Below are 17,349 nucleotides of genomic sequence, written 5' to 3'. Positions count from 1 at the left end.
CGGGAGCGAGGAGACCCGCGTGAAAGTCATTCTCGCTTCGGACCACGCGGGCCTGGAGCTCCGCCAGGAATTGGTGGCGGCGCTCCAGGAGAAGAAGGTGGCCCACGAGGACGTGGGTCCCTTCGCCCGGGACTCGGTGGACTACCCGGACTTCGCCGCGCGCGTGGCGAAGGCGGTGACGTCCGGCGAGGCCACATTGGGCGTGCTGGTGTGTGGCACCGGCATCGGCATGAGCATCGTCGCCAACAAGCACAAGGGCGTGCGAGCGGCCCTGTGCACCACGGAGTTCGAGGCCCGGATGGCGCGGGCCCACAATGACGCCAACGTGCTGTGCCTGGGCCAGCGCGTGGTGGGGGCCGGCGTGGGCCGGGCCATCCTGGAGGCGTTCCTCGGCACGGCGTTCGAGGGCGGTCGCCACGAGCGCCGCGTCCAGAAGATTCGCGAGGCCGAGTCCCAGGGCTAGCGGCCTTCGCAGTACCCGTCGTCGTGAGGAGATCAGCCATGGAGAACACCCGCACTCTGGCCGAGGTGGACCCCGAGATTGCCCAGGCCGTGTGTCATGAGACCGAGCGCCAGGAGCAAGGCCTGGAGCTGATCGCCTCGGAGAACTTCGTCAGCCCCGCGGTGATGGAGGCGGTGGGCTCGGTGCTCACCAACAAGTACGCGGAGGGCTACCCCGGCAAGCGCTACTACGGCGGCTGCGAAGTGGTGGACGTGGTGGAGAACCTCGCCATCGACCGCGCGAAGCAGCTGTTCGGCGCGGACTTCGTCAACGTGCAGGCGCACTCGGGCAGCCAGGCGAACATGGGCGCGTACATGGCGCTCATGAAGCCCGGTGACACCATGCTGTCGCTGGACCTGAACTCCGGCGGCCACCTCACCCACGGCGCCACGTTCAACTTCTCCGGCAAGCTCTACAAGGTCGTCCACTACGGCCTGACGCGCGAGACGGAGACCATCGACTTCGCCCAGGTGCGGCAGCTGGCCCTGGAGCACAAGCCGAAGGTCATCGTCGTGGGCGCCAGCGCCTACCCGCGCACGCTCGACTTCGCGAAGTTCCGCGAGATCGCCGACGAGGCGGGCGCCTCCATGATGGTGGACATGGCGCACATCGCGGGCCTGGTCGCCGCCGGCGTGCACCCCTCGCCCGTGCCCTTCGCGGACATCGTCACCACCACCACGCACAAGACGCTGCGCGGTCCGCGCGGTGGCCTGGTGATGGGCAAGGAGCCGTACGCGAAGTCCATCAACAGCCAGATCTTCCCCGGCATCCAGGGCGGCCCGCTGATGCACGTCATCGCCGGCAAGGCCGTGGCCCTGCGCGAGGCGCTGACGCCGGAGTACAAGGCGTACCAGAAGCAGATCGTCGCCAACGCGAGCGCGCTGGCGGAGGCGCTCAAGTCCGCGGGCCTGCGGCTGACGTCCGGCGGCACCGACAACCACCTGATGCTGGTGGACCTGCGGCCCAAGAACCTGACGGGCAAGGTGGCCGAGGCGGTGCTCGACAAGGCGGGCATCACCGTGAACAAGAACATGATTCCGTTCGACCCGGAGAAGCCGATGGTGACCTCCGGCGTCCGGGTGGGCACGCCCGCCATCACCACGCGCGGCATGCGCGAGGCCCAGATGGCCACGGTGGGCAAGCTCATCGGCGCCGCGCTGGACGCGGCCCAGGATGACGCCGGGCTCGCGCGCATCCGCGGGCAGGTGAAGGAGCTGGCCCAGAGCTTCCCGCTGTACGCCTCGCGTCTGAAGTAGCTCGCCGCTCGTTCGCCGACAGGAGATTCTCTCCCGCCTCCATGCGCTGCCCGTTCTGCCAGGATGCCGAAAACAAGGTCATCGACTCGAGAGAGTCACACGAGGGCTCCGTCATCCGGCGGCGCCGCGAGTGTCTGGCCTGCAAGCGCCGCTTCACGACGTACGAGCGGGTGGAGGAGCTCTACCCGCTCATCGTGAAGAAGGACGGCCGGCGGGAGGCGTTCGACCGCGAGAAGATCGTCAGCGGCCTGAAGAAGGCCTGCGAGAAGCGCCCCGTCTCCGCCGACAAGCTGGAGGAGACCGTGGTGGCCATCGAGCGGCTCTTGCAGGGCATGGGAGAGAAGGAGATCAACTCGTCCGTCATCGGCGAGGAGGTCATGCGCCGGCTGCAGCAGATGGACGAGGTGGCCTACGTGCGCTTCGCCTCCGTGTACCGCAGCTTCCGCGACATCTCCGAGTTCCTGCATGAGCTGAAGGACCTGCTCGAGGACCAGGAGCGCGAGCGCAAGTCGAAGCCGCCGCTCCTCCCGGGCCAGGGGAGTTGAAGGAGAACGGATGAGGCTGCTCACGCGGGCAAAGCTCGAAGCCACGAGGGCGCCCCGGGCGAAGCGGGCGGCGGACTTCGACCGCGCGGTGGCCGAGTTCTTCATGCGCATCGCCCTGGAGGAGGCCGCCAAGGGCCTGGGCCGCACCAGCCCCAACCCCGTGGTGGGCGCGGTGCTGGTCAAGGGCGGCCGAATCATCGCGCGCGGCTACCACAAGAAGGCGGGCACGGCGCACGCGGAGGTGGTGGCGCTGGAGGCCGCGGGCGCCAAGGCGCGGGGCGCGGACCTCTACTCCACGCTGGAGCCGTGCGACCACTATGGCCGCACGCCGCCGTGCAGCCTGGCCATCATCGAGGCGGGCGTGCGCCGCGTCTTCTGCGGCTCGGCGGACCCCAACCCCAAGGTGAGCGGCAAGGGCGTGGCGCGCATGCGCCGCGCGGGCGTGAAGGTCGTCACCGGCGTGCTCCAGGCGGAGGCGGACAAGCTCAACCGGCCCTTCTTCAAGCAGCTGCGCACGGGCCTGCCCTGGGTGACGCTGAAGGCCGCGGCCACGCTGGACGGCAAGCTGGCCACGGCCACGGGGGACTCGCGCTGGGTGACGGGCGAGAAGGCGCGCGAGTGGGTGCACCGGCTGCGCGACTCCGTGGACGTCATCCTGGTGGGCGCCAACACCGTGCGCCACGACGACCCCAAGCTCACCACGCGGCTGCCCGGTGGCCAGGGCAAGGACGCGCTGCGCGTGGTGGTGGACAGCCGGCTGCGCCTGTCGCCGCGCTACACCGTCTTCAACCAGAAGAGCTCCGCGCGCACCATCATCGCGACGCTGGAGGACCCCGAGGGCCGCAAGGCCCGGCGCTTCCTCGCCCAGGGCGTGGAGGTGTGGCAGGTGCGCCCCAAGGCGGACCGGGTGGACCTGAAGGCGCTCTTGCGCAAGCTGGCCCGCTCCGGCCACAACCACGTGCTCGTGGAGGGCGGCTCGGAGATGTACGGCTCCTTCCTGCGCGAGAAGCTGGCGGACGAGCTGGCGCTGTTCCTGGCGCCCAAGCTGCTCGGTCGCGAGGGCATGTCGTGGGCCGGTGACTTGGGCGTGAAGGAGATGGCCCAGGCGCTCGCGGTGAAGGACCTCACCTTCGAGCAGCACGGCCCGGACATCCTGCTCCAGGCGCTGCTCTAGGCACTTCAGGCGCCCATGAGCGGGGCCATGGTGTCGGTGAATGACGGACACATCGGCGCGCCGGACGGGGGCGACCCGGAGGGCCGTTCGTTATAAGCCTGGGCATCATGTTCACCGGGCTCATTCAGGACATCGGCAGGGTGGAGCGCGTCATTCCGGGTGGGATGACGGACTTGTGGATTCGCACGGCGCTGGGGGCCTCGGGCTTCGCGCTGGGTGAGTCGATCGCCGTGGATGGCGCGTGCCTCACGGTGGTGGAGCTGGCGGGGGACACCTTCCGGGTGCAGGTGGCGCCCGAGTCCCTCAGGCGCACCACGCTGGACGGGGTGCGGCCCGGGGACAGGGTCAACCTGGAGCGGGCGCTGGCGCTGGGGGACCGGCTGGGCGGGCACCTGGTCTCCGGGCACGTGGACCAGGTCAGCTCGGTGCTGGAGACCTACCCGGAAGGCGGCTCGTGGGTGATGGTGTTCGGCCTGCCCGAGTCCCTGGCGCCGTACTTCATCGAGAAGGGCTCGGTGGCCATCGACGGCATCAGTCTGACGGTCAACAGCGTGGGCGCGGACCGCTTCGGGGTGCAGCTGATTCCGGAGACGCAGGAGCGCACCACCTTGCGGGCCAAGGCGGTGGGGGCCCGGGTCAACCTGGAGGCGGACCCGATTGGGAAGTACGTGGCCCGGCTGTTCTCGCTCCAGCGCGGGCAGGTGGGCGGCGGGGGTGGGGTGACGGAGGCGGCCGTCCGGGCGGCGGGCTTCGGCACGCCGTAGCAGGCGACGGCGGGGGCGCGGGTGGTGTAGGAAGCCCCGCATGCCTCGCTACATCGAAGGTGACTTCCTCCCCCCCAAGGGCCGCTTCGCCATCTGCGTCGCCCGCTTCAATGGCTTCATCACCGAGGAGCTGGCCAAGGGCGCCGTGGACACGCTGGTGCGCCACGGCGTGGCCGACGCGGACGTGGACGTGTACCGCTGCCCCGGCACGTACGAGCTGCCCGGGCTGGTGCGCCGCGTGACGGAGTCGCGTCAGTACGTGGGCGTCATCGCCCTGGGCGCCGTCATCCGTGGCGGCACGCCCCACTTCGACTACGTGGCCGGCGAGTGCGCCAAGGGCATCGGCGCGGTGGCCTTCAACGCGGCGGCGGCCAACCCCGCGACGTCGGTGACGTTCGGCGTGCTGACCACCGACACGGTGGAGCAGGCCATCGACCGGGCGGGCGTGAAGGCGGGCAACAAGGGCGCCGAGGCCACGCTGGCCTGCATCGAGATGGTGAACCTGTATGCGCGCATCCCCGCGCTCGACGCGAGGAAGGGCTAGTCCATGGGCGCGCGCAGAACGGGACGTGAGCGGGCGTTGCAGGCGCTCTACCAGTTGGAGATGACGCCGGGGACGTCGGTGTACGAGGCGCTGGAGTCGGCGTGGACCGCCTCCGCCGAGGCCGAGGAGCCGAAGCGGGACCCCGACGCGGTGAAGTTCGCCCGCGAGCTGGTGGACGGCGTGCAGGGCCACCGCGCGGAGATTGACCGGCTCATCGAGTCGCACAGCCACAACTGGCGGCTGGACCGCATGTCCCGCATCGACCGCAACGTGCTGCGCGTGGGCATCTTCGAGCTGAAGTACCGTCCGGACATCCCCCGCAAGGTCACCATCAACGAGGCGGTGGAGCTGGGGAAGAACTTCGGGACGGAGGAGTCCAGCGCCTTCGTCAACGGCCTGTTGGACCGGGTGGCGGTGGCGCTCAAGAAGGACTGAAGTCCCGAGCCGAGGAGCAACCGCGGTGAGCCAGACGACGACGCACGACATCGGGATGGAGGGGCTGGACTCGCTGACGGGCGTGGACGCCCTGTGCCTGTTCGTGGCCGAGGATGATCGCCCGTTGCCGGCCACCGCGGGCTACGTGGACTGGCGGCTGTGCGGTGTGTTGTCGCGGGTGCTCAAGGGCGGCTTCTTCTCCGGCGTGAAGGACGACTGGCTCCTGTTGCCCGCGGACGGGAAGCTGGAGGTGCCGCGCATCTTCGTCGTGGGCCTGGGGGCCCGGAAGGCGCTGGACGCCCAGGGGCTCCACGAGGCGCTGGCCGAGGCGGGCAAGGTGCTCAGCCGGGCCAAGGTGGCGTCGGTGGCGCTGGAAATCCCCGGCGGCGGTTCGCTGGACGACGCGGCGCGGGCGGAGGCCTTCCAGAAGGGCTTCCTGCCCGCGTTCAAGGGCGGACGGGTGGCCCTTCTGACGGACAAGGGGCTCGTCCGGCTCCTACCAGGCAGGAAGGGCTGAAGCTCGGCGACCGGGCAGGCCTTCTGTTAGCATCGGGAGACCGTCCGGGGCGTGCACGCATGCGTGTCAAGGTGTTGATTGTCGAGGACTCCAAGGCGTCGCGCGAATACATCGCGTCGACGGTGGAGGCGGTGGATGGCATCGAGGCCGTCGTGACGTCCAGCGGCTTCGAGGCGCTGAAGCTGCTGCCGCGTCACCGCTTCGACCTCATCATCACCGACATCAACATGCCCGACATCAACGGGCTGGAGCTCATCAACTTCGTCAAGAAGAACCCCAACTACCGCGACGTGCCGCTCTTCATCATCACCACGGAGGGGCGGGAGCAGGACCGCGAGCGGGGCATGGCGTTGGGGGCGGCGGAGTACCTGGTCAAACCGTTCCAGCCCGGCAGTCTCGAGGGGCTCTTGCGCCGGTACCTGAAGCTGCCGTGAGTCCTCCGAGCAAGGCCCTGGCCGAGTTCGTGGCCGAGGCGACCGAGATTCTCGAGGCGCTCGGCAAGGACCTGCTGGTGCTGGACGAGCGGCGCGGCCACGAGGCGGACCCGGAGCGGGTCAATGGCATCTTCCGCGCGGCGCACTCGCTCAAGGGCCTGGCGGGGCTGTTCGGCCAGGAGCGCATCTCCCGGCTGGCGCATGGGACGGAGGACCTGCTCGACCGGCTCCGGCTGGGCAAGCTGCTGCTGGACGACGCGGTGCTCGACACGCTGATTGAGGCGCTGGATGCGTTCCAGGCGCTGTTGGCGGAGACGGCGCGGGGTTCGGAGACGGAGGGGCTGAGCCGGCGCGTGGAGGGCATGGCGGAGCGGTTGATCCGCCTGGGCGAGGCGCCCATCGCGCTGGATGAGGACCCGCTGGAGCGGCTGGAGCTGGAAGCGCAGGTGCGCTCGGTCTTCACCGAGTACGAGGAGCATCGGCTCCGAGAGAACGTGCGGCGGGGCGTGGCGCTGTGGCGCGTGCGCGCGGCGTTCGACCTGTCGGACTTCGACAAGGGGCTGGCGGACCTGAACACGCGCCTCAAGCCGCTGGGCGAGGTCATCAGCACGCTGCCGTCCGCGCGGCCGGGTGGGGCGCATGGCATCGCGTTCGATCTCATCTTCGGCACGCACGTGTCGGTGATGGAGCTGGAGTCCGGGCTGAGTGGGACGCCCGCGGAGCTCGCGCCCCTCAACGTGCGGCCCGTGGGAGTGCCCGCGACGGCCCACTCGGCGGAGGTGCTGGCCCGGGTGGTGGAGACTCCCGCCATCGTCGTGGAGCCACCGGGTACGCGTCCCGAGGTCTCCACGGTCGCGCCGCCCACGACGAAGCGCGGCGGGAAGAAGCGCGGCGCGAAGGGGACGGCGGAGGGGCGACAGCCGTCGCTGCCGCTCACGGAACAAGGGCCTGGAGTGGCGCCGGGTGGCGCCGGGCGTGAGGACGTGGGCACGTCCCCGATGGGGCAGGGTGGGGGGAATTCCTCGGCGCAGGTGCCGGGCATGCACCCGATGGAGCATGGCGCCGAAGGCGTGAATCCCTCAGGGCAGATACCGGGCACGTTCCCCCTGGGGCCTGGCGCTGGTGGCGCTGCCTCCGCGCACCTGTCGGGGGCATCGACGATGGGCCCTGGTGCCGGAGGCGTGAATCCCTCGTCGGCGCCTCCGACGGGGGCGATTCCCCCGGGCCTCATTCCTCCCTCGGACCCGGGACTCCCGGCTGGGACACGCGGCCCCGGCGCACCCTCCGCAGGCTGGAGCGCGACCGTCGCGAACTCGGGCGTGTTCCCCTCGGGTCTGCGCTCCTCCCCGGTCATGGGCCCGGGTGGCGTGGCGTTGCCCCAGGGTGGCTCGGGCTCCACCGGGCCGTCGCTCGTGACGTACCTCCAGGGCCCGGGAGGCCGCGCCCCCGTTCGTGCCGTGTCGACCTCCGCCGAGGCCCCTGCCTCGACACCTCCGCCCACCGTGGCCGCCGCGGCGCCGGAGCCGTCGCTGCGCTCGTTGACGCAGACGGTGCGCGTCGACATCGGCAAGCTGGATGGCCTCATCAACATGGTGGGCGAGCTCCTGCTCATCAAGGCCAACCTCCAGCGGCTCGCCGAGTCCGCGCGGCAGGATGGCGTCGTGCCGCTGTCGAAGCTCTTCGGTCAGGAGCTGGCGCGCGAGACCCGCGGCCTGGAGCGCAAGCTGGAGGCCCTCCAGGAGGGACTGCTCGAGGCGCGCATGGTCCCCGTGGGCCAGGTGTTCGACAAGCTGGCCCGACTGGTGCGTCGCATCACCCGCGAGGCGGGCAAGGAGATCGACTTCGTCATCGGCGGCGGCGAGGTGGAGCTCGACAAGCTCATCGTCGAGGAGCTGAGCGACCCGCTCATGCACCTCATCCGCAACGCCATCGACCACGGCGTGGAGTCTCCGGACGCACGACTGGCCGCGGGCAAGTCCCGCCGCGCGGTGGTGGCGCTGCGCGCGGTGCAGAAGGGCAACCACGTCGTCATCGAGGTGAGCGACGACGGCGCGGGCATCGACGAATTGCGCGTGCGCGAGGTGGCGCTGACGCGCGGCCTCATCACCTTCGCGCAGGCCGAGGAGATGGGCCGCCGCGAGCTGCTCAACCTCATCTTCCTCCCAGGCTTCTCCACCGCTCGCAGCGTGTCCGAGCTGTCCGGCCGCGGCGTGGGCCTGGACGTGGTGAAGAACAACCTGGGCAACCTCTCCGGCATCATCGACGTGTGGAGCGAGCGCGGGAAGGGCACCGCCTTCCACCTGACGCTGCCCGTCACGCTGGCCATCATCCGCGCGCTGGTCGTGGGCGTGAGTGCTCGCACGTACGCGGTTCCCCTCAACAGCGTGCTCGAAATCCTCTCCGTGCAGCCCCGCGAGATTCGCACCGTGGAGCGGCGCGAGGTGCTGGACCTGCGCGGACAGACGCTCCCCTTCGTGCGCCTGTCGCGCCTGTTCGGTCTCCCCGAACGGCCGGTGAGCCGCTACTTCGTGGTGGTGGTGGGACTCGCGCAGGAGCGGCTGGGCATCGCCGTGGACGAGCTGCACGGGCAGCAGGACATCGTCACCAAGCCCCTGGGCGGCCGGCTCCAATCCGTCCGGGGCATTTCCGGCGCCACGGACCTGGGAAACCGGACTCCCGTGTTGGTGCTGGATGTCGGCGCGCTGCTGGAAGACGGGCTGGCCATGGAGCGAAGGCGGGCCTGACGCCAGGCGCGGCCGGCTGCTATCCTCGCGAGCCGTGTCCAGGTTCGCCGCACTGCTCGACGACTTCTTCTTCCGTCCGGACGAGGACGTCAGCGGGCTGCAGGACTTCGCCGCCGGCAGCGACGGCGTGGCCTCCGTCACGCCCGAGGAGGTCCCCGAGGAGTACCTCGCCTTCCGTCTGGAGGGAGAGTCCTACGCGGTGCCCATCCGCGCGGTGCGCGAAATCTCCAAGGTGCCGCCGCTGACGGAGATACCCCGGGCGGAGCCCCAACTGCTCGGCGTGTTGAACCTTCGCGGAGAGCTGTTGCCCGCGTACGACATCAAGGTGCGCCTGGGGCTCGCGGAGCGAGCGCCCCTGGTCGCCGGTCCCGACGCGCCCGTGCCTCCGCGCGACGCGCGCATCCTCGTGCTGCGCACGCAGACGGGGCCCGCGGGTGTCTGGGTGGACAGCGTCAGCGGCGTGGTGAAGCTCAAGCCCTCCATGTTGGAGCCGCCACCGTCGAGCCTCCGCCTCGGAGACCGCGACTGCGTGGTGGCCATCGGCCGACGCGGCCCCTCGCTGTTCATCCTCCTGGACCCGGAACAGGCGCTGGCGTCATGAAGGACTCCGTCAACCTGCTGTCGCACCATCCTTCCGGCGTGCACGAGGCGCCCGCGGGACCCCCGGACACCCCGGTGCAGCTGTGCGCCTTCTTCGTGGGCGAGGACGAATACGCGCTCGACATCCAGCGTGTGGAAGAAGTGCTCCCGCTCCAGCGCGTGACGCCCATCCCCCACGCGCCCTCGTTCGTCGAGGGCGTGGTGCACCTGCGCGGCGTCATCCTGCCGGTGGTGGACCTGCGCAAGCGGTTGCAGGGGCAGCCCTCGGTGGAGTCGCGCAAGGCGAGGCTTCTGGTCTGCAGGTTGGGCGCGCGGCGGGTGGCGGTGAAGGTGGAGCGCGTGGCGGAGGTGCTGCGCGCGCGCCGGGGTGATATCAAGCCCGCGCCCGCGTTGACGGTGGCGGGGCGCTCGCCCTTCGTCGTGGGCGTGTGCGGTCCACCGGACCGGTTGCGACTGTTGCTGGACTTGAAGGCGCTGCTGCGCGCGGAGTTGGAGCGCGAGGCGATTCGTCCGGCGCGATGAACCATGAAGGGAAGGGCCATGCCTCGCAGTGATTTGGACAACCACCGCCGCATCCTCGGCATCAGCTTCCTGGTGGTGAATGGACTGACGGTGTTGGTGGGCATCGGAGCGATGCTCTTCTTCACCGTGATGGGGCTGGGCATCATCAGTGACAACGCGTCGGCCAAGGACCGCGCCGACTTCTGGTGGTTCGGCGGCGGCGTGAGTGTCTGCATCCTGGTGTACTGCCTGCCGGGGCTCGTCACGGGCATCGGCCTGCTGAAGCGGCGCACGTGGTCGCGGGTGCTGGCGTTGGTGCTGGGCATCCTGAACCTGGCGAACTTCCCGCTGGGCACCTGCCTGGGCATCTACGCCATCTGGTTCTACGCGCAGGAAGGGTCCGACCGGGTCTTCGAATGAGCCACCTGCCCATCTTCCCCGCGGAGGAGGAGCGCTACCGCGCGCTCCAGGAGTTGGATCCGCGAGCAGAGGGCATCCTCGACGTGCTCGTCACCGGCCTGCACGACGAGAGCTGGCGCGTGCGGCACGCGGCGGCGACGGGGCTTCAGCGGCTGACGCCTCCCGAGCACGTGGCCTCACGACTCGTCTCGGTGCTGGGCGAGCGCGGCGAGACGGGCGCGCGCAACGCCGCGGCGGAGGCCCTCGCGGGCCTGGGTCCGGCCGCGCTCGCGCCGCTGGTGAAGCTGCTGGGCCACCTGGACCCGGACCAGCGCAAGTTCGCCGCGGACATCCTCGGACAGTTGGGACTCGGCGCCGCGGAGCTTCCGCTCGTGCAGGCACTGGAGGACCCGGACCTGAACGTGCGCGTGGCCGTGGCGGAGGCGCTGGGGCGCGTGGGCGGGGAGCACGCGGCGCGCGCGTTGTCGCGGCTGCTCGGTGACGCGGAGCCGCTGCTGCGCCTGTCCGCGCTGGAGGGCCTGGCGCTCCTGCGTCGTCCTCCGCCGCTGCCCGTGGTGGTGGCGCTGCTGGATGACGCGAGGCTGCGGCGCAGCGCCTTCCGGGTGCTGGGCCTCATCCCCCAGGTGGCCGCCACGGAGCGGCTGTGTCAGGGCCTGTCGTCGGACGCCCGCTCGATTCGCGAGGCGGCCCTGGCGGCGCTCGGCACGCAGGCCTCGCTGGTGGAGCCGTCGCGTCGCAGTGAGCTGGAGGCCGTCATCCTCGCGGCGCTCCGGCGACTGCCGGACGCGGTGACGCGGCTGGAGCAGGCGCTGGAAGCGGAGGACGTGGCGGTGCGCTCCGGCGCGCTGCTCGCGGTGGCGGCGATGGGCGAGGCCTCGCTCGCGGTGCGGGTGGCGGAGGTGGCCCGCGAGGACCGGCTGCTGCGGGACGTGCTGGGCACGCTGGGGCGGCTGGGCTCGGAAGGAGGGCGGCTGCTGCTCGCGGCGATGGCGGACCTTTCCGCGCCGGCGAGGGCCGCCGCGGCCGAGGCGCTGGTGGACCTGGTGGACCCCGGCTCCGTCACGCCGCTGTGCGCGCTGTTGGAGTGGGCGGAGGATGATTTGCGCGGGGTGGTGGTGCGGGCGTTGGGGCGGACCCGCGCCCCGGAGGCGGCCAGCCCGCTGGTGGACCTGCTGCGGGATCCGGTGACGGCGGGCGCGGCGACGCGGGCGTTGGGCGTGCTCGCGGGGAGCTGCCGCGCGGCGGTGCTGTCGGCGCTGGAGGATGCGGTGGCGCGTCGGGCCACCCCCGTGGCGGTGACGGCGCTGGGCCGCGTGGGAGGCGCGCCCGCGCTGCCGTCGCTGCGTGCGCTCGCGCGGGATGTCGACCCGCGCTGGCGAGCGGCGGCGGTGGAAGTGGCCGGAGAGGTGGATGGCCGGGTCGGTCGGGAGCTGGCTCGCGTGGCGCTCGCGGACGAGGCCTCGCCCGTGCGGGCGGCGGGAGCTCGCGCGATGGGACGGTTGGGAGGCACGGAGGCGGGCGCGCTGCTGCGCTCCGCGCTCCAGGACGAGGACGCCTCCGTGAGGCGGGCCGCGGTGGAGGCGGTGGGGGAGAGCGGCGCGGTGGACCGCGTGCCGGAGCTGGAGCGACTGGTGCGCCATCCGGACGGCGCGCTGGCGGTGGCCGCGGTGCGGGCGCTGTCGAGGCTGGGTCGGGTGGAGGCGAAGGTGCTGCGGGAAGCGTCGGGGCATCCCGACGAGGAGGTGGTGAAGGCGGTGTTGTCCGCGGGTGCAGTGTCGCGGGAGGGTGTGACTCTGGCGGTATCCTTGCTGGAGCATCCCCACTGGGATGTGCGCGCCGCGGCGGCGCGAGTGCTGGGGGACTCGGGAGGGCCGGAGTGTCTGGAGCCGGCCCGGCGGGTGCTGGAGACGGAGCCGGACGCGCTGGCTCGACAGGCACTGGCGGACGCGGTGGGGCGCTTGTCGCGGCGCTGAGCGGGGGGACTCGGGGTGGCTCGCTTCGACGACAGTCGGCCGGAGATGACCGCGGAGGAGTTCCGGCTCCTGCGCGACCACGTGTACGCGCACTGCGGCATCCTCGTGCACGAGGACATGAAGTTCGTGATGGAGCGGCGGCTGTGGCCCCGGCTGGAGACGCTCGGCGTCCCGGACTTCAGCGCCTACCACCGCTACCTGCGCTACGACGCCAACCGGCACGCGGAGCTGGAGGCCGCCGTCGAGTCGCTCACCACGCACGAGACGTACTTCTTCCGCGAGCCCTCGCAGCTCAAGGCCTTCCGGGAGGAGCTGCTGCCCGTGCTCGAGAAGCGCAACGCGCGCACGAAGCGGCTGCGGCTGTGGTCCGCGGGGTGCTCCTCCGGCGAGGAGGCGTACACGCTGGCGATGGTCCTCAGGGACGAGCCCCGCTTCGAGGGCTGGGACGTGGAGGTGTACGGCTCGGACATCTCGCGGCGGGTGCTGACGATGGCGCGGCGCGCGGAGTACGGCCCGTCCGCGCTGCGCGCCACGTCCGCGGACCTGCTGGAGCGCTTCTTCGTCCCCGCGGGCAACACCAAGGTGCGCGTGCGAGACGATGTCCGCGCCATGGTGTCCTTCGGCCACCACAACCTGCTGGACGAGGCCGGCAGTCAGCTGGTGATGAAGATGGACGCGGTGTTCTGCCGCAACGTGATGATCTACTTCGACCAGTCCGCGCGCAGGAAGGTGCTGCGCATCCTCCGCGACAGGCTGGTGCCCGGGGGCTACCTGCTGTTGGGGCACTCGGAGAACCTGCTCAACCTGGGCGCGGACTTCGAGCTGGTGCACCTGCGCGGAGACCTGGTGTACCGCAGGCCCGAGCTGCCGGGGCTGGTGGGCGGTGAGGTCCGATGAGCGAGCGGGGCACGGTCTCGGTGCTCGTCATCGACGACTCCGCGCACAACCGGCACACGCTCACCACGCTGCTGGAGTCCGCGCCGGACGTGCGCGTGCTGGACCGCGCGGCCGACGGCGAGGAGGGCCTCAAGAAGGTCCTGGAGCTCAAGCCGGACGTGGTGACGCTGGATTTGGAGATGCCCAAGCTGGGCGGCTACACGTTCCTGCGGCTGCTCATGCGCACGGCGCCCACGCCCGTCATCGTCATCTCCAGCTACGCGCATCGCTCGGATGTCTTCAAGGCGCTGGAGCTGGGCGCCTTCGACTTCATCGCCAAGCCCGCGCGCGGCACGCCCGAGGAGCTGGAAGGGCTGCGCGTGGAGCTGCTCGACAAGGTGCGCGCGGCCCTGCACGTGCGGCCGGGACAGCGCCATGCGTCGCCCGGGGCGCGCGCGCTGGCGGTGGCTGGCGAGCTGCCCCTGGTGGTGGCCATCGGCGCGTCCACGGGAGGCCCTCCGGCGGTGCAGCGCGTGCTGGAGGGGCTGGCCGCGGAGCCGACGCCCTGCGTGCTGGTGAGCCAGCACATGCCCGCGCAGTTCACCCGGGCCTTCGCGGACCGGTTGGACCGGATTGGCCCCTTCATCGTGACGGAGGCGAGCGAGGGGGACGTGGTGCAGCCCGGCCACGTGTACATCGCGCCCGGGGGGCGGCACCTGGTGGTGGTGGACCGGGGCACGCGTCTGGAGTTGCACACGCCCCCGCCGACGCCCGTGGACAAGTACGCGCCGAGCGTGGACCGGCTCTTCACCAGCGTGGCGCAGGTGCTGGGCTCGCGCGCGCTGGCGGTGGTGCTGACGGGCATGGGGGCGGACGGGGCGCAGGGGGCGCGCGAGGTGCAGCGCGCGGGGGGCGAGGTCTGGGCGGAGTCGGAGGAGACCGCGGTCGTGTACGGCATGCCGGGCGAGGCGGTGGCGACCGGGGCGGTGAAGCGGGTGCTGCGACTGGGGGAAATCGGACCCGCGCTCGCCTCGCTGGCCCGCCGCCGACGGTGAGATGGCCGGGCGGGGCGACGGGGTCGGGTGTTAGTGTGCGCGGGCCATGACGCAGCAGATTCGAGCCCTCGTCGTCGACGACTCGCAGGCGATGCGACGCAGCATCATGTACGCGTTGCAGCGCATCAGCGGGATGGTCTGCACCGAGGCGCAGGATGGCGCCGAGGGGCTCAAGAAGTTGACCCAGGGCCGCTTCGACCTGGTGCTCACGGACATCAACATGCCGTTGATGGACGGGCTGAAGCTCATCCACCACATCCGTCAGGCCACGGACCATCGCGGCGTGCCCATCGTCGTCATCACGACGGAAGGCGCGGCGGCGGACCGGGAGCGGGCGTTGGCGCTGGGGGCCAGTGCGTACCTGGTCAAGCCCGTGCAGGCCAAGGTGGTGATGGACACCGTCAAGGATTTGCTGAAGCTGGCCTGAGCCGAGGGGCGTGCGAATGGACTTCGTCCTGCGGGTGGCGGGCCTGGAGAAGCGCTACGGCGCGGTGACGGCGGTGCAGGGCCTGCACTTCAACGTGGCGCCCGGCGAGGTGCTGGGCCTGGTGGGGCCCAACGGCGCGGGGAAGACGTCCACGCTGCGCTGTCTGGCCGGCATCCTCCCGCCCTCGGCGGGCAAGGTCATCGTGGCGGGCTATGACCTGGGCAAGGACGCGGTGGAGGCCAAGCGCGAGCTGGCCTTCCTGCCCGACGAGCCGCGCTTCTTCGACTACCTCACGGTGTGGGAGCACCTGAACTTCACCGCGCGGCTCTACGGCGTGGAGGACTGGGAGGCGCGGGGTCGCGCGCTGCTGGAGGAGATGGAGCTGACGGGTAAGGAGAAGGCGCTGCCCGGAGAGCTGTCGCGCGGCATGAAGCAGAAGCTGTCCATCGCGTGCGGCTTCCTGCACTCGCCCCGGCTCATCCTGCTCGACGAGCCGCTCACGGGCCTGGACCCCATCGGCATCCGGCGCATGAAGGACTCGCTGCGGCGGCGCGCGGAGGAGGGCGCGGCGCTGGTGTTGTCCTCGCACCTGTTGCCGCTGGTGGAGGAGCTGTGTCACCGGCTGCTGGTGATTGCCGGAGGGCGGGCCATGGCGCTCGGCAGCCTGGAGGAGATTCGCGCGCGGCTGAGTGGACCGGACGCGGGCAGCGCGTCGCTCGAGGACCTCTTCGTGCGCATCACCAGCGGCGCGGGGACGGAGATGTCCGGGCCGTGAGCTTCCCGGGCGCGGTGCTCTTCCTCTGGCTTGCGTCCACGCGCAACCGCCTCCGACTCCAGGTGCTGCGGCTGCGCAAGCCCCGCTACCTCGTGGGCGCGGCGGTGGGCCTGTTCTACATCTACTCGCTCTTCCTGCGCCGGCTGGACTTCACGGGGCCGGTGGGCGCGGTGCCTCCGGGCGTGAGGCTGTTCGCGGAGCTGTCGCTGGTGGGCTCGGTGCTCGTCACGCTGTTCTCCGCGTGGGCGCTGGGGCCGGACCGGCCCTCGCTGACCTTCACGGAGACGGAGGTGGTGCAGCTGTTCCCCGCGCCCGTCACCCGGCGCTCGCTGTTGCACTACAAGCTGGCCCGAGGGGCGATGGGCGCGGCGATGGGCGCGCTGTTCGCCACGCTGTTCGTCGGCCGCGTGGTGAGCCCCGAGCCCGCGCTCTTCTTCACCGGGGCCTTCCTGTCGCTCGGCACGCTGTACCTGCACGGCATCGCGGCGTCCTTCATGCGCACGCGCTGGGCGGCCCGGGGACGGCGAGGGCAGGTGGAGCGCTGGGTGGGCGTGGGGTTGGTGCTCGCCGCGGTGGTGATGGGGGTGTTCGCCACGCTGGAGACGCACCCGTTCCCCAGGACCGTGGGGACGCCGGGGGCGTTGCGGCACTGGGTGGAGGCGGTGATGGCCTCACCAGGGCTGAGCGCGGTGCTGTGGCCCGGCAGGCTCCTGGTGGCGCCCTCGCTGGCGCGCGACACGTCGGCCTTCTGGAGCGCGCTGCCGCCCGTGCTGGTGTTGGCCGTGGCGCACTACGTCTGGGTGCGACTGGCGGAGGTGCCCTTCGAGGAGACGGCGGTGACGCAGGCGGAGGCGCGCGTGCGCGAGCAGTCCCAGCGGCTCGCCGGGGTGCTCGTGCGCAAGGGCGGGCTGGGGGCTCGCAAGGCGCCCTTCACGCTGTCGGCGCGGGGGCGCCCCGAGGTGGCGCTCATCTGGAAGAACCTCATCACCCGCAAGCGGATGGCGGGCGGGGTGTGGACGGTGATGGCGCCGCTGCTGCTCGCCGCCGTCATCGTGTCGGTGATGGGCGAGTCGAACGTGTTCACCGACACGCGCCGCGTGGTGGGGCCCATGGCCACGCTGCTGGCGGTGATGATGACGGTGGTGGGGCCGAGCGCGTTCCGCATGGACCTGCGCATGGACCTGCCGAAGCTGGACCTGCTGCGCGCCTTGCCGCTCTCGGGCTGGCAGGTGGTGGGCGCGGAGCTGGCGGCGTCGGCGCTGGTGGTGGGCGGCCTGCAACTGGGGCTGCTCGCGGTGGGCCTCGTCTGTGGCCCGGGCGCCGAGGACGACTGGCTCACGACGTACTGGTGGCCCGGTGGATTGGCGTTGGCGCCGCTGTTGCCCTCGGTGGCGCTGGCGGGGCTGTTCGTCCAGAACGGGGCGGTGGTGCTGTTCCCCGCGTGGGTGCCCGCGGACCGGATGGGCAGCGCGCGCGGCATCGAGGCCTTGGGCCAGCGCCTGCTGACGCTGGTGGGCTCGCTCGTGGTGTCCCTGCTGGGGCTGGTGCCCGCGGCGCTGGTGGGCTCGCTGGTGGCCTTCGTGGCCTGGAGCTCGCTGGACCTCTGGGCGCTGCCGCTGGCGGGGCTGTCGGCGGCGGCCGTGCTGCTGACGGAGGTGGGGCTGGGCGTGCTCTGGCTGGGCCGCGCTTTCGAACACCTGGACGTCTCCGAGGACCGCCCGGAGTAGGCCCGAGCGTCGGCTCCTGGACTCGCGCCCGGAAAGGGTTGCGAGCGGCGGGCCCAGGCGCGCAGGTAGTCGCGGACCGA

At 71.5% G+C, this 17,349-nt stretch carries 19 protein-coding genes; all 19 read left to right on the top strand.

Going from position 1 to position 17,349, the window contains the following annotated elements:
- Window positions 1-19 precede the first annotated feature (19 nt).
- The 19 genes from rpiB to LXT21_RS00225 all read left to right on the top strand — a co-directional run bounded on the left by rpiB (window position 20) and on the right by LXT21_RS00225 (window position 17,269).
- Window positions 20-463, top strand: coding sequence for a ribose 5-phosphate isomerase B (gene rpiB, locus LXT21_RS00315; RefSeq protein ID WP_254036086.1), 444 nt, complete (start codon window positions 20-22; stop codon window positions 461-463).
- Window positions 464-501: 38 nt separating this feature from the next.
- A complete protein-coding gene (locus LXT21_RS00310; protein WP_254036085.1) occupies window positions 502-1,758 on the top strand; it encodes a serine hydroxymethyltransferase in 1,257 nt (418 codons plus the stop codon).
- Between the two features lie 41 nt (window positions 1,759-1,799).
- A complete protein-coding gene (gene nrdR / locus LXT21_RS00305) occupies window positions 1,800-2,303 on the top strand; it encodes a transcriptional regulator NrdR (RefSeq protein ID WP_254036084.1) in 504 nt (167 codons plus the stop codon).
- Between the two features lie 10 nt (window positions 2,304-2,313).
- A complete protein-coding gene (gene ribD / locus LXT21_RS00300; RefSeq protein WP_254036083.1) occupies window positions 2,314-3,477 on the top strand; it encodes a bifunctional diaminohydroxyphosphoribosylaminopyrimidine deaminase/5-amino-6-(5-phosphoribosylamino)uracil reductase RibD in 1,164 nt (387 codons plus the stop codon).
- Between the two features lie 107 nt (window positions 3,478-3,584).
- Window positions 3,585-4,241, top strand: coding sequence for a riboflavin synthase (locus LXT21_RS00295; protein WP_254036082.1), 657 nt, complete (start codon window positions 3,585-3,587; stop codon window positions 4,239-4,241).
- Between the two features lie 40 nt (window positions 4,242-4,281).
- Window positions 4,282-4,785, top strand: coding sequence for a 6,7-dimethyl-8-ribityllumazine synthase (gene ribH / locus LXT21_RS00290; RefSeq protein WP_046714846.1), 504 nt, complete (start codon window positions 4,282-4,284; stop codon window positions 4,783-4,785).
- Between the two features lie 3 nt (window positions 4,786-4,788).
- Complete coding sequence (gene nusB / locus LXT21_RS00285; RefSeq protein WP_254036081.1) at window positions 4,789-5,220, top strand: transcription antitermination factor NusB; 432 nt, start codon at window positions 4,789-4,791, stop codon at window positions 5,218-5,220.
- A gap of 25 nt (window positions 5,221-5,245) precedes the next feature.
- Window positions 5,246-5,737: a M17 family peptidase N-terminal domain-containing protein gene (locus tag LXT21_RS00280; RefSeq protein WP_254036080.1), complete on the top strand. Its 492-nt coding sequence runs from the start codon at window positions 5,246-5,248 to the stop codon at window positions 5,735-5,737.
- Between the two features lie 59 nt (window positions 5,738-5,796).
- A complete protein-coding gene (locus tag LXT21_RS00275; protein ID WP_254036079.1) occupies window positions 5,797-6,171 on the top strand; it encodes a response regulator in 375 nt (124 codons plus the stop codon).
- On the top strand, window positions 6,168-8,915 hold the full coding sequence (locus LXT21_RS00270) for a chemotaxis protein CheW (protein WP_254036078.1): 2,748 nt from the start codon (window positions 6,168-6,170) through the stop codon (window positions 8,913-8,915). The genes LXT21_RS00275 and LXT21_RS00270 overlap by 4 nt, the downstream gene beginning before the upstream one ends.
- 34 nt (window positions 8,916-8,949) lie before the next feature.
- Window positions 8,950-9,516, top strand: a complete 567-nt coding sequence (locus LXT21_RS00265; RefSeq protein WP_254036077.1) for a chemotaxis protein CheW — start codon at window positions 8,950-8,952, stop codon at window positions 9,514-9,516.
- Window positions 9,513-10,037 (top strand): chemotaxis protein CheW, encoded by a 525-nt coding sequence (locus LXT21_RS00260; protein WP_254036076.1) that lies wholly within the window; start codon window positions 9,513-9,515, stop codon window positions 10,035-10,037. The genes LXT21_RS00265 and LXT21_RS00260 overlap by 4 nt, the downstream gene beginning before the upstream one ends.
- An 18-nt stretch (window positions 10,038-10,055) precedes the next feature.
- A complete protein-coding gene (locus LXT21_RS00255) occupies window positions 10,056-10,436 on the top strand; it encodes a hypothetical protein (protein WP_254036075.1) in 381 nt (126 codons plus the stop codon).
- On the top strand, window positions 10,433-12,409 hold the full coding sequence (locus LXT21_RS00250) for a HEAT repeat domain-containing protein (protein ID WP_254036074.1): 1,977 nt from the start codon (window positions 10,433-10,435) through the stop codon (window positions 12,407-12,409). Before LXT21_RS00255 ends, LXT21_RS00250 begins: the two co-directional genes overlap by 4 nt.
- Before the next feature lie 15 nt (window positions 12,410-12,424).
- The gene (locus LXT21_RS00245; RefSeq protein WP_254036073.1) at window positions 12,425-13,306 is read left to right on the top strand and encodes a CheR family methyltransferase; all 882 of its coding nucleotides are present in this window, start codon (window positions 12,425-12,427) and stop codon (window positions 13,304-13,306) included.
- Window positions 13,303-14,340: a protein-glutamate methylesterase/protein-glutamine glutaminase gene (locus LXT21_RS00240; RefSeq protein WP_254036072.1), complete on the top strand. Its 1,038-nt coding sequence runs from the start codon at window positions 13,303-13,305 to the stop codon at window positions 14,338-14,340. Before LXT21_RS00245 ends, LXT21_RS00240 begins: the two co-directional genes overlap by 4 nt.
- Window positions 14,341-14,386: 46 nt before the next feature.
- The gene (locus tag LXT21_RS00235; protein WP_046714838.1) at window positions 14,387-14,767 is read left to right on the top strand and encodes a response regulator; all 381 of its coding nucleotides are present in this window, start codon (window positions 14,387-14,389) and stop codon (window positions 14,765-14,767) included.
- A 16-nt stretch (window positions 14,768-14,783) separates the two neighbouring features.
- On the top strand, window positions 14,784-15,542 hold the full coding sequence (locus LXT21_RS00230; protein WP_254036071.1) for an ABC transporter ATP-binding protein: 759 nt from the start codon (window positions 14,784-14,786) through the stop codon (window positions 15,540-15,542).
- Window positions 15,539-17,269, top strand: coding sequence for a putative ABC exporter domain-containing protein (locus LXT21_RS00225; protein ID WP_254036070.1), 1,731 nt, complete (start codon window positions 15,539-15,541; stop codon window positions 17,267-17,269). Before LXT21_RS00230 ends, LXT21_RS00225 begins: the two co-directional genes overlap by 4 nt.
- The last annotated feature ends 80 nt before the right edge of the window (window positions 17,270-17,349 follow it).

The organism is Myxococcus guangdongensis (assembly GCF_024198255.1).
Classification (GTDB): domain Bacteria; phylum Myxococcota; class Myxococcia; order Myxococcales; family Myxococcaceae; genus Myxococcus; species Myxococcus guangdongensis.
The sequence above is the reverse complement of the archived record's forward strand: the minus strand, read 5'-3'. Positions and strand labels throughout refer to the sequence as shown.

Bases quoted from the DNA above. Each gene is read 5' to 3' on its own strand.
- LXT21_RS00230 (WP_254036071.1), top strand. From the start codon at position 14,784: ATGGACTTCGTCCTGCGGGTGGCGGGCCTGGAGAAGCGCTACGGCGCG.
- LXT21_RS00255 (WP_254036075.1), top strand. From the start codon at position 10,056: ATGCCTCGCAGTGATTTGGACAACCACCGCCGCATCCTCGGCATCAGC.
- LXT21_RS00235 (WP_046714838.1), top strand. From the start codon at position 14,387: ATGACGCAGCAGATTCGAGCCCTCGTCGTCGACGACTCGCAGGCGATG.
- nusB (WP_254036081.1), top strand. From the start codon at position 4,789: ATGGGCGCGCGCAGAACGGGACGTGAGCGGGCGTTGCAGGCGCTCTAC.
- LXT21_RS00250 (WP_254036074.1), top strand. From the start codon at position 10,433: ATGAGCCACCTGCCCATCTTCCCCGCGGAGGAGGAGCGCTACCGCGCG.
- LXT21_RS00260 (WP_254036076.1), top strand. From the start codon at position 9,513: ATGAAGGACTCCGTCAACCTGCTGTCGCACCATCCTTCCGGCGTGCAC.
- ribD (WP_254036083.1), top strand. From the start codon at position 2,314: ATGAGGCTGCTCACGCGGGCAAAGCTCGAAGCCACGAGGGCGCCCCGG.
- LXT21_RS00310 (WP_254036085.1), top strand. From the start codon at position 502: ATGGAGAACACCCGCACTCTGGCCGAGGTGGACCCCGAGATTGCCCAG.
- LXT21_RS00240 (WP_254036072.1), top strand. From the start codon at position 13,303: ATGAGCGAGCGGGGCACGGTCTCGGTGCTCGTCATCGACGACTCCGCG.
- LXT21_RS00275 (WP_254036079.1), top strand. From the start codon at position 5,797: ATGCGTGTCAAGGTGTTGATTGTCGAGGACTCCAAGGCGTCGCGCGAA.
- nrdR (WP_254036084.1), top strand. From the start codon at position 1,800: ATGCGCTGCCCGTTCTGCCAGGATGCCGAAAACAAGGTCATCGACTCG.
- LXT21_RS00295 (WP_254036082.1), top strand. From the start codon at position 3,585: ATGTTCACCGGGCTCATTCAGGACATCGGCAGGGTGGAGCGCGTCATT.
- ribH (WP_046714846.1), top strand. From the start codon at position 4,282: ATGCCTCGCTACATCGAAGGTGACTTCCTCCCCCCCAAGGGCCGCTTC.